Annotated in this window: 16 protein-coding genes and 1 tRNA gene; 6 read left to right on the top strand and 11 right to left on the bottom strand. The window is 35.1% G+C overall.

What is annotated here, in order from left to right; translation table 11 throughout:
* Positions 1-465 precede the first annotated feature (465 nt).
* Together KIT27_05490 and KIT27_05485 are read right to left on the bottom strand one after the other, a co-directional pair.
* Positions 466-1182, bottom strand: a complete 717-nt coding sequence (locus tag KIT27_05490) for an ATP-binding protein (protein ID MCW5589099.1) — start codon at positions 1180-1182, stop codon at positions 466-468.
* Positions 1166-2050: a hypothetical protein gene (locus tag KIT27_05485; GenBank protein MCW5589098.1), complete on the bottom strand. Its 885-nt coding sequence runs from the start codon at positions 2048-2050 to the stop codon at positions 1166-1168. Before KIT27_05485 ends, KIT27_05490 begins: the two co-directional genes overlap by 17 nt.
* A 208-nt stretch (positions 2051-2258) precedes the next feature.
* On the opposite strand from KIT27_05485, the gene KIT27_05480 reads away from it, so the two are divergent.
* On the top strand, positions 2259-2990 hold the full coding sequence (locus tag KIT27_05480; GenBank protein ID MCW5589097.1) for a LexA family transcriptional regulator: 732 nt from the start codon (positions 2259-2261) through the stop codon (positions 2988-2990).
* A gap of 35 nt (positions 2991-3025) precedes the next feature.
* Positions 3026-4105 carry an RES family NAD+ phosphorylase gene (locus KIT27_05475; GenBank protein ID MCW5589096.1) on the top strand — a complete coding sequence of 360 codons (1080 nt, stop codon included), beginning with the start codon at positions 3026-3028 and terminating at the stop codon, positions 4103-4105.
* Between the two features lie 65 nt (positions 4106-4170).
* Here KIT27_05475 and KIT27_05470 read toward each other — a convergent pair whose 3' ends face one another.
* From KIT27_05470 to KIT27_05445, 6 genes are all read right to left on the bottom strand, one after another.
* Positions 4171-4374: a hypothetical protein gene (locus tag KIT27_05470; GenBank protein MCW5589095.1), complete on the bottom strand. Its 204-nt coding sequence runs from the start codon at positions 4372-4374 to the stop codon at positions 4171-4173.
* A 142-nt stretch (positions 4375-4516) separates the two neighbouring features.
* A complete protein-coding gene (locus KIT27_05465) occupies positions 4517-5620 on the bottom strand; it encodes a hypothetical protein (protein ID MCW5589094.1) in 1104 nt (367 codons plus the stop codon).
* Between the two features lie 4 nt (positions 5621-5624).
* Positions 5625-6740 carry a YcaO-like family protein gene (locus tag KIT27_05460; protein MCW5589093.1) on the bottom strand — a complete coding sequence of 372 codons (1116 nt, stop codon included), beginning with the start codon at positions 6738-6740 and terminating at the stop codon, positions 5625-5627.
* On the bottom strand, positions 6740-6910 hold the full coding sequence (locus KIT27_05455; GenBank protein ID MCW5589092.1) for a hypothetical protein: 171 nt from the start codon (positions 6908-6910) through the stop codon (positions 6740-6742). The genes KIT27_05460 and KIT27_05455 overlap by 1 nt, the downstream gene beginning before the upstream one ends.
* Before the next feature lie 13 nt (positions 6911-6923).
* Positions 6924-8171, bottom strand: coding sequence for an MFS transporter (locus tag KIT27_05450; protein ID MCW5589091.1), 1248 nt, complete (start codon positions 8169-8171; stop codon positions 6924-6926).
* A gap of 14 nt (positions 8172-8185) precedes the next feature.
* On the bottom strand, positions 8186-9517 hold the full coding sequence (locus KIT27_05445; GenBank protein ID MCW5589090.1) for a hypothetical protein: 1332 nt from the start codon (positions 9515-9517) through the stop codon (positions 8186-8188).
* A 446-nt stretch (positions 9518-9963) separates the two neighbouring features.
* On the opposite strand from KIT27_05445, the gene KIT27_05440 reads away from it, so the two are divergent.
* Together KIT27_05440 and KIT27_05435 are read left to right on the top strand one after the other, a co-directional pair.
* Complete coding sequence (locus tag KIT27_05440; GenBank protein MCW5589089.1) at positions 9964-10188, top strand: DUF4224 domain-containing protein; 225 nt, start codon at positions 9964-9966, stop codon at positions 10186-10188.
* 13 nt (positions 10189-10201) lie between these two features.
* On the top strand, positions 10202-11224 hold the full coding sequence (locus KIT27_05435; protein ID MCW5589088.1) for a tyrosine-type recombinase/integrase: 1023 nt from the start codon (positions 10202-10204) through the stop codon (positions 11222-11224).
* 86 nt (positions 11225-11310) lie between these two features.
* Here KIT27_05435 and KIT27_05430 read toward each other — a convergent pair.
* The 3 genes from KIT27_05430 to birA form a co-directional block, all read right to left on the bottom strand.
* Positions 11311-11386, bottom strand: a tRNA-Thr gene (locus KIT27_05430).
* Between the two features lie 98 nt (positions 11387-11484).
* Entirely contained in the window at positions 11485-12255 is a 771-nt protein-coding gene (locus KIT27_05425; GenBank protein MCW5589087.1) for a type III pantothenate kinase, read from the bottom strand.
* Positions 12239-13225, bottom strand: a complete 987-nt coding sequence (gene birA / locus KIT27_05420) for a bifunctional biotin--[acetyl-CoA-carboxylase] ligase/biotin operon repressor BirA (protein MCW5589086.1) — start codon at positions 13223-13225, stop codon at positions 12239-12241. The genes KIT27_05425 and birA overlap by 17 nt, the downstream gene beginning before the upstream one ends.
* Before the next feature lie 120 nt (positions 13226-13345).
* Between birA and KIT27_05415 the strand changes: the two genes are divergently transcribed.
* Together KIT27_05415 and KIT27_05410 are read left to right on the top strand one after the other, a co-directional pair.
* Complete coding sequence (locus KIT27_05415; GenBank protein ID MCW5589085.1) at positions 13346-13726, top strand: hypothetical protein; 381 nt, start codon at positions 13346-13348, stop codon at positions 13724-13726.
* A 194-nt stretch (positions 13727-13920) separates the two neighbouring features.
* Positions 13921-16341, top strand: a 2421-nt coding sequence (locus KIT27_05410; protein ID MCW5589084.1) for a cadherin repeat domain-containing protein, incomplete at its 3' end; no start/stop codon positions are given.

Below are 16341 nucleotides of genomic sequence, written 5' to 3'. Positions count from 1 at the left end.
AAATTAAATATAGGATATCGTGGATAATGATTAAAAAAACTGTGATTTTTTACAGGATGGTTGCAAGATGAAGCATATTTTATATCACAGAATTAGCTGAATATATTGAAATAATCATAGCTAAAAAATTTTCATCTTGAATTTCTATTGACAGTCGATACAATTGCTTTCGTTAACAGAGTTCATTAATGTGACAAGAGTTACGCCAAGTTCAAATAAATTTTTACAGAGTAGCTTCGATTTTATATTTTCAACATGAAAACGTAGTGTTCTAAGCGTAATGCCACACGCTTCTGCAGTTCTGCTTAATTCTCCATAGTGTAAAAGATTTGTGATTACGGTTAATTCTTTTTGAGTAAGATATTCATAATAATAGTTTTTACCAAGTTCTAAAATACTCTTGTTGACTAAGTTCGTAGTTGAACAATTTAGACTAATCATAGGCTACCTCAGATAGTTTACTGCTTAGATTTCATTAACCTTAACTTGTGTTCCACGTAAGCTTGCCCAATCAAAAGCTAATACTGCGGATTTTTCTAATAAGCGATCGTAAATTCGTGGGCTGAGATTGTGTTTTAATTGTGGTAAGGATGAATTTGTAATTACTATAGTGGGTAACATATTTTCATAACGACGATTAATAACATCGAATAAGCAATGGCGTTCAAAATCGGTTAAAGCAATTTCTCCTGCACAACCTACGTCAATTTCGTCAATAATTAGTAATTGATAACGTGCGTGAGTGTCAATAATCTGTTGTTCAGAGAATGGTATTTGACGGCGATAGGTTGATTTGATAGCCCGAAAAAATGCAGCGGCAGTGGTGAATTTTACAGTATATCCTTTTTCAATTAGTTCATTACATAACCCGCATGCCGCATGTGTTTTTCCCGAGCCAACGTTACCTTGTAAAATTAATCCGGCACCATTTTCAAAGCAAGATTTAAAATTATTACTATACGTTTTCAATAAACGATAAATTTTAGTTTGGTTTGCTGAATTTTGAGTTGTAAGATTTAAATTTGCTTGCTGAAAGCGCTTCGGTACATCTGCTATAATCCGATTATTTTCAAGTTGAATATTTCTTAATTCTTGACGATAAGCATCATCATCTGCACGTAGGATAGAAGTTATTGATGCCTGTCGTTGTTCTTTAGGTAAATAATCACGAATCATTTTCATCTAGCCACTCCACACGTGATAAATCGGTTGTGTATTCTTGAGGTGAAGCAAGAGGCCGTGATGTTTTTGATTTAGCAGTAATACGCTCACGACCTTGCTTCAATTGTTGTGACACGATTTTTGTCACATAGGGCAAGCCATACCCATTCTTTTGATAGTGCTCAGCTTTATGGATTGCTTGAACAAAATCATTTTCCGTTGCACCTTGCTGAATTAATTCAAGAATACTGGCTTGATTGCTAAGTTGATCAGGAGGAATCTTACTCTTTTTTAATTGAGCTAAAATTTTTTGTAATGGCAACTCATCATCATCTTTGTGATCTGGGTTAGTAATCTTTGGTATAGCTGTAGCAAATTTGCATGAAGGTGATGCAGAATTGGCTCCTCGATCTTGCAAATTTGCTGGCTCGATGGTGTTTATTTCATTCTTCGTAGTATCATTTCTGCTGACTCGATTTTTTAGCCATTCATTACAAAGAGTTACATTGAAAATATAATAAGTTGTACGATCAAATTTGTATTTCGGATTGGGATTTTGTGTAACAGAAATAATTTTTTTATCGATTAAATATTTTAAACTTTTACGAATACTGTTAATACTGAAAAAACCCAATAAACGTTCTTGTAATTCTTCTAACGTGTGAAATTGAATGACAGTTTCATCTTGAGTACGCTTATCGCCATGTTGTTCGGCAATATCATTGGTTTTGCGATTTTTGTGAATGATTTCTAATTTGACTTCGTGAAAGTAATTAAAAAAAGAAAGTAAACAAGCAGCGCAAGAATCATTGTCACAAAACTCTACCATCCATCGCCGCACAACCAACATGGGTTCGTTTGCAGGATGATTAAGGATGGATGATTTCATAACACTCCCTTGAGTTAGCTGATTAAGTAAGTGATATTTCTTACTTTTAAGTCAAATTTGCTATTTACTATGATATAGTGGTCACTTGATGTGAAGATCGTTCGAGACGATAATACAAGCAGGTTAAGATTATTTCATTCACATCAAGTGATTAAAATCTATATTAATTCACCTAAAGTGAATAGTCAACAATTTTTTTGGGCGAGCTATGACTGAACTAAATCGACACCATGAACAGAAAATGGAACACTTGAAAGAAAAAATAGGCCAGCGTATTGCTCAGCTACGCGAAGCACGCTCGCTGACGCAAAAGGAAGTGATCAGTAAATTAGGTAAGGCGCATACTTCGATTATCAGTAATTGGGAAGCGGGTACGCGTTTGCCTGAGTTTTCAAGTTTGGTAGCACTAGCCGATATTTTTGAAGTGAATTTATCTTATTTACTTTGCCAAGATGATGTCATGGAACCCCAAACAAAAGTCAATTTAATCAAAAAAATTGCGCCTGTTGTAAAATTGCATGAGTTAAATGAAATTGGTTTTGAATCTCCGCAAAAATTACAGCGTGAAATCTCACGTCTTGGACGTTTTCCAGTTTTTCCGTTAGAGCAATCATTGAGTGATAAAACCAGTGATACTGTCTTTGCTATTATGATTGAAGATGAAAGTATGGTGCCTTCAAATAAGCCAGAGAGAATTACGTTTATTCCTGGTGATATTGTGTTAATTGATCCCACGTTTGAATTATCCCCTGGTGTGTTTGTATTGGCCTATGCAAAAGCCACGCGCGAATTTTATTTTCGCAAATACCGTCAAGTGAAAGCGAATAACAAACAACATTTTGAATTGATCGCTTTTAATGATGACTGGCCTGCTTTGGATAATCAGGAGGATGAGATTGTGATTGTGGGTGGATTTGTGGGGTTGGTTTTTCGGGGTTAAAGCTTTAATTTTAATTCAAAATAATTGAAAATTATATGAAAAATAATAAATTTTTATTATGCTCTCTTTGTTTCAATGATCATGGTCTAAAAATTGAGGCTGGGAAAATTGGAATTCAAAATAAATTGGAATGTTCTCATTGCAAAAAAAAAGAAGGGGTAAAATTAACTCTTAATCAAATAAAAAAGCTTGCATATCTTTTCTATGTGAGGGGAAGTGTTGGCTATTCTGCTACAGATACTCCTATTATACAAATGAACAATTTACAAAAGTTTTCTTGTGAGCTAGGGATAGATAAAAATCAAGAAGAAGACGCGCGTTTGATTGAGGAGAAAATAAAGATGAAATTTTTTCCTTATGCCCCCACCTTATGGATGGTCGGAGAAAATGATAAACTGAATAAGCTTAAAGAAGCTAAATCTAGAATAAAAATTTTTGATGAAATTTTTGATAAGTATCAAACCCATGAATTATTGAAAGAAGATCTTTTCTATCGAATAAGAAAAAACCCTAATGTACCCAATAAAAGTAATGAATACGATACACCACCACTTGATATTAAAAAGAGGCAATATTATCGATTTGATTCAAAAGATTTGCCAGTCATGTATGGGTCGCCCAGCTTGCATGTATGTATTCATGAATGTCGAGTTACTATTGAAGATGAATTATATGTCGCAGTATTACAACCAACACAAAGCTTGAGAATATTAAATTTGACAAAAATTATAGATGAAGGAACTCAATATGAATCTTTGGATATGGCCATGACTTTATTGTTTTTACATGCTGGAAAGGAATATTATAGAATCCTTAGAAAAATTGCTATCGAGGCTTACAAAAGGAATTTTCATGGAATCTTGTACAGTTCGTACTACACATCAAAGCATACTGGAAATAATAGATTAACGAGTATAAGTGGATTACCTTTATTTATATTTCCTGAAGGTAAACATATTCATGAGCAAGCACAAATTCCAAACTATGCCTTATTTGGTAGGCCAATTCAGGAAGGTCTTATCAAAGTAAATAGTATTAATAGATTATATTTGCAACAAATTGAGTATAATACAATATTAGGTCCAGTTTTCTCTGAAAAATGTCGTGAGAGTTAAAAAATTAAATTCAGAAGCGTCTAATCGTTTGACAGAAAATATATTTAAAATTAGAAAAAATCTTGTTATAAAAACCCAAGAAAAATATTTATATAGAGCAATTGAATATGCTGTTTCTTTCTATTGCATAATTTAAAACCTGCTATATCCAAATTTTCATACTCACTAGACTCAATCCCACACAACTCCAAAACAAACTCTAAATCCCACTTTTTAATTGCAATAATTTCATCGATTAGCTTTTTATACGAATCTGGCATATAAATCATATTGAATCCCTGAATGAGTTAACGTCCCAATTGTCACAGTGCTGCAAGGATAATTTAGAACATCATTGTTTAATATCCTAGCGATATTAGTGTCTTAGTAAATTGGGTTGACAATAACATTGAGTTTTGTTAGTGGGGAAAGCTAATTTATTAATTCATGCGTATTGTTGGAATGAATATAATGAGTGATGTAAAAATACAGTAAAACGATCGTATCAAGATCACTTTGATTGATATGATATTGATTAAGCCAGCGTTGTAACGATTTTTCATCGCCTAAATTCTTTTCTTGAAAGAGTTTTGTTCGATAAAATGCTAAACCCTGCTGGCTTAAAATAATGTTTTTAGCAATACAGATTGCATCAATGCGCGATACCATATTAGCAAGCTGAATCTTATCGTCGGTTGTAATAGTATTTTCAACCAGCGCGTTAATATACTGCAAGTAATCATTTTTTGCGACCGTACTAGTAGCGTAGGATTGATTGAGTGTATTTTCTAAAGAATTGATGTATTCCGAAACGGTTTTATTTTCTACGCTGGCACGTAACTTTTGAAGAAAAACCGTATTCATCAATTGAAAAGTGGGAAGCACTTTTTGAGAATCATGTCGTTGAATTGTCATCAGTAACTCTTTAGCATCTAATGCTTTTTGATCGATGTAATGTTCAAATAATAAATCGAGTTTATTGCCTACTAGCGAACGATAGTTGGATACTAAGAGTTTCTGGGTCAACTCTGCCCGAGTTCTTTTGCTGAAATGAATGGTATTAGCAAGCTCAAAAATAGCTTGAAGCTGCTCTTCGGAAACCAAATTTTCCGTTAATAAAAAATTTAAGCTGGCTCTAATATTAACCAGAGGAATGGTTAAGGATTGATAAGATTTCAGATCATGTAATAAAGCGACTTCATCATCACCTTCAATAACATTATTTTGGTACCACTGATAAATTTTTCCTATGCCTTGCATGCCAAATTCAGATAATTCAGCAGCACGCAAAGCGCCCATGCTTGCAGCACCGTAAACACGAATCTTGTGTGATAAAGCCAATAAAATTTCTTTATGCCAAACACTGACTTGTTGATAAAAAAGGCCATCAATAATCGCTATGCAATCTGGAGAGTCTTGATGTAAACATTCAATAATATCACCGCATTCAATCGGTGGTTTATAAATTGCAGTGGGTAAAATCGCTTGAGCTGATTGCATGGTGAGTGATGGTCCAAGAAACACGACAATTTTCATAGGATTAATTCCGCTGACTGACATGTTTTAAACCAGGAATTAGTGCCTTGGTAACCGAAATATTATAATGATGTTGTGTTAAATCACATAAAATGACTTGCTCGTAACCGTGTTTTTGAATTTTAGTTATTAATTCATGGTTCACCTCAGCAAATGATGCTAATGAACATGGTGGTGATGACTGAGTAAAAGGAATAGCATTTTTTTCTAAAGAAATAGGAGTGTTGGGTAAATTAAAATAGGTTTCGTTTAAATCGTCCCTTGCCCCGCTGATTACCGTGAGCCTAGATTGTGCTGCTTCAGTGATGGCGCGTATCATGGCAATTTCATCGTCAATATGCGCACCTTTACCTGCAAATACGCGTTTATCATGGTGATCATTTTTATATAAACAAGCAACATAAGCAGGTAATCCAAATTCGTTTGGCATTAAGAAAATATCCAGCATGAAACCTTGGGTTTGTATATTAGCAATTAAGGATGTAACTATAGAATAGGGTATTGAAGAGAGATTAAGGATATTTCTCTCGTGCGCTTGTAGCCAATAATAATAACTATGACGTTCAACAAGTTCGCAAATAGCATGAAAAATAGCTTCATCCTGAGTGTTTCCGGCAGCTAAGCCATTTGAGCTAGCGTTAAATTTTAATGATAAATGATTTGCTTGAGTTGAATCGAGTGAAATAGCTGACTTGGGAATGTAGATAAATTTTTTAGTGATTGCTTCAATTGCAGGTATCCAAATTAATTCTTCATATAATAAATGCGAAGTATCAAATAATTCATTAGCGATCAGTGTTGGATTTAATAAGTGATAATTTGGTTTGAGTTGTTTAAAGCTTCCAACAATTGCGGGAAGTTGAATATTTTCCGCATGCCAGCGTTCGATTGATTCCATCAGTGCTGAAATTTTTGCTAATTCTTTGGTTAAACCTTTTCCTTGCGATACTGAAAGACCTTTTGCATTAGGGCGCATGGCAATATAAGTGGGAATGCCTAAAACATCTAAATGAGTTATATCAGCGACACGAGTGATGCCAAAATTTTTTAGATACAGATAAACTTTTTGCAGCGTTTCTTGTGGTGTATTATCGCGAAAGGTACCGGATAAATAGTGCATTATTTATTTTCTGTATTAGACAACTCTTCATAGTAGGGTGGAATGATATTGAAGCTATTTTTGTTTTCAATGCACAAAAATTCTTCATCAAAACAAAATAACTGAGGAATATCAGAAGGATTTTTCTGATTGCTAGCTGAAAATTGAGAGAAGTGATTAACGTTTTTCATGATCCACCTTTAGTTATTGGCTTATTATACCATTGTTTTTTTCATTTGCTAATGAGTTAACTGATCCATAGGATGACGTAAATGGTCTGGCTCCAAAGTGTACAATATAACTGATTAGAGCAATCAAAAATAAACAAACGCCTAATTGATTTAAGTTAAATGACACACGGCTAATAATACATGAGGCTAATATAGCTACGATTAGATTTTTAGAAAAACCCAGATAACCTGATAAACACGCATTAATTGAATAGTTTTTATTGCTCAGTAGTTTCACATTCGTTGCTTTATTAATAAAACTGGTGGCAATCTGATAAAACATAATAGCTACCGTAAAATGGTAAAATGTGAGCTGATTTATTTTAGCTAAATAAAATACCACACAGGAAACGATTAGTGAAAGACTCAAACCATAAGTAATCAATTTAGAAGAAGTTATATTAAAAAATTTTGTGATGAAATAGGTTATTACTGAACCAATAAAAAAACCACAACCCACATACAACATGGTTGTTGCATAGGCCAAAACTGACCAATGTTTCTGATTATACATGACATCGGGCGCCACAGTAATAAATAAAATAAACCCTAAATATTGGAGAGTTAGTGGCAAGAGATATTCTAGTGTATTTTTGGATAATATAAAGTTTTGAAATGTTGGTAGTATGAGTTTGCTAGTTTCAAGGGTATACATTTGGGTTAAATAAATTGAATTTAAGATAAGTGCGACAACGCCCGTGATTACCATTAAATAAAATACCGCATGCCAATTGTAAAAATGGGTGATGACACCTGCCAAGTAATAATCAGGTAAAATAATTAAGGACATTAAAATAGAGATTAAACTAAACCGTTCGATTTTTCTACGTTCGTTTTGCTGATTTGCACCGATAATTGCCCGATAAGAAACAACGCCTAGTGCGGCAGTAATTGCTTGCACGATTCTAGCGCCATAAAACAAATAAATATTATGAGCGCTTACTGCTAGAATGCTGGAAACACTATAAAAAAATAAGCTGTATAAAGTAACTTGTCTAATGCCAAACTTAAAAGATAGACGGCCAAACCAAAGTTGAATAACAGCACTGATGGCTAAGAAGATAATTAAGGTGTGCTGAACAATGACCATGGGCACAGCAAAATCATTACTAATGTTTTGAAAACACGGGGTATACATGCGAGTGGTAAGTGGTACAAGACTTAATAAACAAGCAAGGCCTAAATAATATCCTATACTCTTAAGCTTCATTTCCCATAACATAAACAAATAACTCCCTAAGCAATGTGCTCGATCATAACACAGCCGTTAAAGAATGGGCTAGATTCGGCAGGCAACAAATTAGTGGAATTATGGGGATATTCCATCAGCCGTAAATCTTTGGTAAAGGCAAAATTGCTACTTTTTAAGCCATAAATTTTCATTTCTTCAGAAGTAATAAAATAATATTGAATCCGCGCGGGTAGTGTTTCTAAAAGTGTGCCTTGTACTAAAAGTTGTTGATTTACAATAGCTTCAAAGAATAATTCCAGTACGTCTTTTAATGCCCTCATATCATCTTTTATGCTATTGGTAGAGCGCCGAAAGGGTGAAACTGTGCTTAAAGGGATTTGGGTGCTTAAATAAATAATATCATTACGGGTTAAATCTAATTTCTTGGTACGCATCATAGTCGGGTAATGTTTGGTGCGGTAATCTTGGATTAAGATATTTTGAATGAGTTTATTAGGGGCAAGCGGTGTATCGTGAATGAGTGGAGAAAATCCCACGTCTTGGCCTAGTGACGCGATAATAATATTTTTAGCAAGTTCAAATATATTGTGTGAGACATCAATACCTTTATTTAACGCCATTAAGATAAAACGATTAAAGGTGGTATCAAAAGGTTTAATATTGCGAAAAAACACTGAGGCGCGTTGCCATTGTTGTTTTAAATAAGAAAAAAACGGATTAAATTGACGGTCATGCATGGATTTGTACCAGGCTTGTGAGAAAAATAAAAACTCACAATGCCACTTTACTTCAATGCTATTTGAATCATGCAGCTGTTTAAAAAAATAAAATTGATCCATAAAGTTATCAGTGGATTTTAGCTTTACCAAATATTTTTTTTCAATGTATTTTCGGCGATTATTATTTCCTAAGCTTGCTAAACACAAATAAGAACGTGGGCCTGATGTCATATTAAATGATTGATGAAAATTAAATAAATCAGTTTCTTCAAAGATGGTGCGCTTTGCCGTTGTTGAGCCAGGTGTGAGTAATTTTAAGGGATAAATATTGCCAGGTACTTCATGATAACTTTCAGCCGATCCCGCTAAACAAATACCTAAGGGTATGGAGGCCCAAGGGCCTTTAAGTAAATTTTGTAAATTTTCGTTTTGCCTGTCAAAGCTCAGGACATTTGCACTGCTATTCGCAATATGAAAAAGTCCATTTTTGATGATGGGTTCCCCGAAAGGATAACGTGCTTTAATAAATACATGGTGATCAGTGAGTGGTAAATCATCAAGAATTTGTGTCATGTTTGGAGAAATTTGTAACAACTGATCACGAATATCCAAATAATTGACAACTTCAGATGAACATATTGAGGGATCGTATTTCATATACATTCACCTATTAATTGGGACCGTCTTTTTGTTGCTTTGACTGAAAATACTTTATGGGTTAAAAAAGTGATAAATAAACCTTGCAAGCAGGCGGTAGCAAACATGGATATAGCATGTAGGGAGACAAAAAAGTCAATATTGGTAGAGTAAGTTTTAATTTTGTGTTCCATTCGCTATAGTTCCCTTAATTTATGTAAGATCTTTCTTTTAAACAGTTTTGTTAGTAACCCTTATAAAAAAACCATTCGTTGTTGAACGACTGGGGTGGATATTAAAAAACGTATTGGTGATATTCGGATTAAGATCCAGAGTAAGTTAGTATATCGAACTAGTGATTTATGCACAAACTTTACCAATAAAAAACTTCCATATTCACTTAAAGTGAAGTATTATTAATTTAATTTCTTTATGTGAAGTGTTGATTATTAGGACATTAGGGGTAAATGATGTTTCTATCCAAATCCGAATTGCAAGAACTTACAGGATATAAATATTGTAAAAAGCAGATCGAATGGCTGAGGTTACGTGGTTATAAACATGAAATTGGCGCAGATGGAAAGCCAAAAGTATTAACAGCTTATGTGACAGAAATATTAGGAGTTAGCAATACTCGTAATGAACCCTATCGGAAACGTAGCATACCTGATTTTGATGCGTTATTAAATTAACCGGGTTTATTTTATGCCAAGAAAACGTTTAATGGATAAACATTTACCGGAAAGGGTCTATCGAAAAAGTGGTTCTTATTATTATGTTAGTAAAGAAAACAAATGGATAAAGTTAGGTAGTACATTACCAGATGCTATGATGGCGTGGGCAGATTTAATTGAGCAACCACTTGAATACTCCACAATGAATAATTTATTTGATCGTTATATGTTGGAAGTTGCACCATCAAAATCACCGAAAAGTTACCAAGATAATATAAAACAAATTCAAAATTTGAGAAAAGCATTTGGTCATATGAGCCCTTCTGATATTACCCCAGTGTATATATACAAGTATCTTGATGTGCGTGGAAAAATAGCCCCAGTTGCAGCAAATAGAGAAAAATCGCTGTTATCACACATTTTTACAATGAGTATTCGCTGGGGTGCCGCCAAAGATAATCCATGTTCACTAGTTAAAAATTTATCCGAAAAGCGTAGGAAACGTTATGTTACTGACGAAGAAATAAATGGAATAAAAAAATGCGCATCGGCTATGATGGGTTGTGTCATTGACTTTGCTTATCTTACAGGACTACGACAACAAGATATTCGATTACTTGAAAAACAAAATTTAAAAGAAGAAGGAATTCTTGTTACCATTAAAAAAGTTGCTAATACGACAGGCCAACGTATTTTGATTGAATGGAATACTGTTTTGAAAAAAGTAATTGAGACAGCGTTAAGTTTGCCTGAAACTAAATTAAGTAAATTTGTTTTTCCAAATTCTAAAGGGAAGTCTTATACAGATTCCGGTTTTCAAACAATGTGGCATAAGCTGATGCGAAATGCATTAGCTACTGGCTATATAAGTGAAACATTTCATTTTCATGATATTCGTCGGAAAACGGCAACCGATTTAGAAGCAACGCTGGGTAGAGAAGAGGCAAGACGACTTTTAGGGCATAATAGCCAAACTACTACCGCTATTTATATATCTGGTATATCAAAAGTAGTAGGATTAACTAACTTGCCTACAGTCGCGCAGGATGAATAATATTAGAAAATATTGTTTATATTAGAATGTAAGGTTAGTAGATGAGATGGAGAATTAGTTTAACTTTTTGATTTAAAAGTGTTTTTTGGTGCTGGCGCACGGACTCGAACCGCGGACCGGCTGATTACAAATCAGCTGCTCTACCAACTGAGCTACGCCAGCATTGCTTGAGAGAGGGGCATTCTATCTTATTTCTTAGCTTGCCCGCAACAGGATTAAGAAAAATATCTCTCAGCATAATGGCGAATTGCCAAAATACCCTAGCGAGAATTATTGTCCTGTTCGAGATCGCTCATCACCGCTAAACCTTGCAAGGTCATGAAGGGTTGCAAGCAAACAGTGGGATCAACGTAGGGCAAAAGGCCTTTGGCGTTACCACCCGTGAGATAAATTCCTGTTTCTTTACCGTAGGTCTGTTGGATCTGCGAAATGGCTTGATTCACAAAACCAATACACATGTATTGCACGCCGGCTTGAATACACTCTGGCGTTGAGCGACCAAGTTTTGCAAATAAATCGCTACAATCAAGTTGATAGTGTTCGGTGTAAGGTAATAATTGATTCATCGTATGTTGTAAAATGCCAAAACCAGGGGCAATCAATCCGCCTTCGTGTTGATTATTTTTATTTAATACATCTACAGTTAATGCCGTGCCAGCAGAAATAATCGCGACACAATGCTCGGGATGAAAAAATCGTGCGGCAACTAAATTTAATAAACGATCAATTCCTAATTGTTCTGCGTTTTCATAGGCATTGATAATATTACCGAATTTTTTTTTGCTTTTAATAAAATGAACAGGTAAACCCCAGGTTTGTTGTGCCCAAGCGGTTAAACGATCCATCACTAAGGTGCCGGCGACATTCGCTGCTACAATCGATTGTGGGGTTGGAATATTTTTCCATAAGGTATTAAATAAATGATCGAGGCTATAATCTTGATGATGTTGAGGTTCACCATAATGCAATTGACCCTCTTTATACTGCGCCCATTTTATTCGAGTATTACCAATATCAATGAGAAGTTTCATAAATAGGTCTCACGCTAACTTCACCGCTGAACAGAGTGTGAAGTGTTTCAGGAGTTTGCAATAATAAATTGCCATGCTGATCAATTCCTTGGCCTTTGCCTTGTAATGTTTTCGCGGGTGTTTGCACGATAATTTCTTTGCCATAAGTCAGATCGAGTTTTTGCCATTCGGGGATATAAGCCGATAAACCCCATTCACAAAATTGTGGCAAAATAGTGAAAAGTTCTTCTAATAATAATGCGGTTAATACATTGCGTTGTGGCATTTTATTTAAAATGGTGGTGGTATCAATCCAGGGTTGATCAATTTTTTTGCCGACAGCTGCAGGCATTGCAGTATTAATTCCTATTCCAATAATCACGCGACATCGCCCCGCTAGATCACCCGCAATTTCTACTAAAATACCTCCAAGCTTTGCTCCTTGATACACAATATCATTCGGCCATTTTAATTTAAGTCCTGGAATGCCATAACGTTGCAATGCTTTAATCACGGCAATTCCCGTGACTAAACTTAAGCCCGATAAACGACCAGGACCATCGTTTACTAACCATAATAACGATAAATAAATATTCGTGGCATAGGGGGATGCCCAACTGCGACCTTGTCGACCACGTCCGGCAAATTGTTGCTCTGCCAAACACACGTGGCCATTTTCCGCGTGATCGTAGTTTAATAAATAACGATTGGTGGAATCGATGGCTTCAAAAATATCAAGGCGTGGAATTAATTTATAAACCGTGGGATTGAGATGACGGCGAATGTGTTCGGCATCTAATAAATCAAGTCCCCCTGGAATGCGATATCCTCGCCCACGCACCGTATGAAGTTCAAATCCCATTTCATCTTCACAGGCTTTGAGCGTTTTCCAGATAGCACTGCGGCTCATTTGCAACCGTTGTCCTATTTCTTCTCCCGAATGGAAATTTCCATCTGCTAAAATTGCTAAAATCCGTTGTAATTGTTTCATTCGCTAGAGGTCAACATTAAAGAAGTGCCAATCATAAACTAAAATATTGGCTTTGACTACTTTTGCCATTTTTTTGATATACTTAAAAAAGTAAGAAAAACCAAGAGTAACTGGGGTTTTATGAAGACATTCTTATCCATTATCGTATTCAGTTTTTATTGCATGATGCTAACGAGCTATGCGAATTCTGCTACCGCCCAATTAGATCAAAGCGCGCAAAGAATGAGTGATTCTTTATTAAAAAATAATCCTTATGCTCAAATTACCTTGCCAAAAGAATTGGTAAGCTTGGCGCAAGCCCAATGCGAGTGTGCTAAGAATCATCCTGAGCTTATCCAGCAATTGAATAAAATCCCCGCGGACAGTTGTCTTCTGACACTTCCCAACAAAATTTATGTAATAGTAGAAAAATTAGCTAAAAATCAAACACATCCCGAAAAATATCGTCAAGCCTTATTGGCCAAAATGATTTTGGCCTCAAAACAGTGTGATATTAAATAATCCAGGAGTTTCGCACTTGTGCGAAACTCCTGTAATCGTTTGATTCTCAAAATAAAATTCACATAGGTTAGCAGAAAACTTCCTACACACTAGGATTGAATAAAAAGAAAGCGATCCAGCCTGTTTTTATACTTAAATTGTCTATACTTATAGTGGATCCGTGGCACTTTTATGCTGTGTGGGTAAGTATGGCGATGTCGCAATTATTAACCATCAATAATCAAGCTATTGAAATTGACCAAAACAAAAAGTTAGAAATTACTAGCGGTAGCTCTATTGTTTTGCCTGAAGGGGCAAGCGTGAGTCATATTTTGCGCGCTGGCAATGATTTAATGATTAGGATGAACAGTGATTATTACGTAACAATTAAAAATGCTTTTATTACCCCGGAAATTAATATCACTATCCACAATGAAAAATATTCTACTCATCAATTAAATGAACTTTTAGATTTTAGTTTTACCGGAAAATTCAATTCAGAGCAACTCCAAACGTTTCATGCGGCAGCAGAAAGTGAAATCGATTTTTTTCAACCGATAAAAATAGATACTTCAGCCAATCGCTATTCGACTAATTTTGGCGATTTAATTTTAATTAATCAAACCTCGAGTCATACTAATCGTGTGACGATTAAAAATTATTTTACACGACTTCAAAGTTATACCGATCAAAAAGAAGAGCAGGAATATTTTAACGATAAGTTTGCGGAAAAAATTAAAGTCCAAGATGAGAGCAGTCAAAGCGAAAAAAATGCAGAGAGCTCAAACTCCTCGATGCAAAATAGCTTAGTAACAGACAATGAAAATTTTATATTTAACCAAAACACACCCGCGAAAAAAAGTTTAGCAGAAAACGTGATTATCGAACCAGAAGATAAGGAACAGAGTTTTGATAAATTAAACACAGCAGAGAGTAGCACACTCAAATCCACAGCTCCTGCTGCAATCGATATCCAAACCATCTTAAATAATAATTCACCACTTCCACCAGCAACGCCAGTAAATCCCTTTCAAGTCACTAATCTTACCTTATCGCAAGATTCATTTGCTGAAAACTTAGCTGCAGGCACTCGCGTTGCCAATTTAGGATTTAGTGGCACGGCAGGCAGTGGAATAACCTATTCGTTAGTTAATGGAATAGGCGCTACTCATAATAATGATTTTACAATAGTGGGTAATGAATTAAGAACCAAAGTTGCATTTGATTATGAAAGCTTAAATAATTTAAGTATTCGTGTAAAGTTAACCAATAGTAATGGTCAAAGTTATGAAAAAGCATTAGGGTTAAGTGTTACTAATGTAAATGAAGCGGCAACCTCGATTACTTTAGATCATAATCAAATTAATGAAAATAGCGCAATAGGCACAGTGGTTGGACGGTTTAGTAATAACGATCCGGATTCTGCCAATACCTTTTCTTATAGCTTAGTACACGGTGCAGGCTCCACTGATAATAACGCATTTCAAATTGTCGGTAATGAACTTAGAAGCCATAGTCCTTTAAATTATGAAGTAAAAAATAATTACAGTATTCGAGTTTTAGTAAGTGATGGATTAGGTGGAAATTATGAACAAATAATCACGGTGCACGTCAATGATGTAAATGAAGCAATGACTGATATAAATTTATCAGCCAATCATCTCAATGAGAATAATAATAGTGGAAATGTCATTGGAATTTTTTCTAATAATGATCCCGATACGTCTGATACGTTTGTTTATAGTTTAGTAGCAGGTGCGGGTGCTACCGATAATAGTGCATTTCAAATTGTCGGTAATCAATTACGTAGCAATCAGTCATTTAATTATGAAGCGAAAAATAGTTACAGTATTCGCGTGCAAGTGAATGATAATGATGGACATAGTTACCAAAAAATAATGACGATTCATATTAATGATGTGAATGAAGCCGCCACCGATCTTGCATTAAGTCATGATGCAATAGCTGAAAATGCCAGCATCGGAAGTACGATAGGAACATTTTCTAATAATGATCCGGATAGTGGGAATACCTTTATTTATACGCTTGTAGCAGGCGCCGGTGGAGCCGATAATGCATCATTTTCTATTGTGAATAATCAGTTAGTGACAAATGCCAATTATGATTATGGTGTGAAAAATAGTTATAGTATTCGTGTTGAAGTGGATGATCAGCTTGGTGGAAAATATCAAGAAATTTTTACTATCCATATAACGGATGAGAATTCGGCACCGATACTCGATAATTCAGACGATTTAATTCTATCTACGATTAATGAAAATCAAACGAGTAATACGGGGAATTTAATTTCAGACATATTAAGTTCCGATGGTGGCAATCCTATTTCAGATACCGATATCGGCGATCTTGAAGGTATTGCGATTTATAATTTAAATTCGAGTAATGGCACTTGGGAATATTCAACCGATAATGGATCGAACTGGAATGCGGTGGGTGCGGTTGATGCCAATAACGCGTTATTATTACGCGCGACGGATAAAATTCGTTTTATTCCAGACGGCGAAAATTCCGATACGGCAAATTTCAATTTTTACGCATGGGATCAAACATCGGGAACGGCTGGAAATAAAGTTGATGTGACCACCCGCGGAACAACAACGGCATTTAGCACGGCG

This window comes from Legionellales bacterium (assembly GCA_026125385.1).
In the GTDB taxonomy this organism is placed as follows: Bacteria; Pseudomonadota; Gammaproteobacteria; order JAHCLG01; family JAHCLG01; genus JAHCLG01.
Note: the sequence above shows the minus strand (reverse complement) of the source record. Positions and strands in the feature narration are given on the sequence as shown.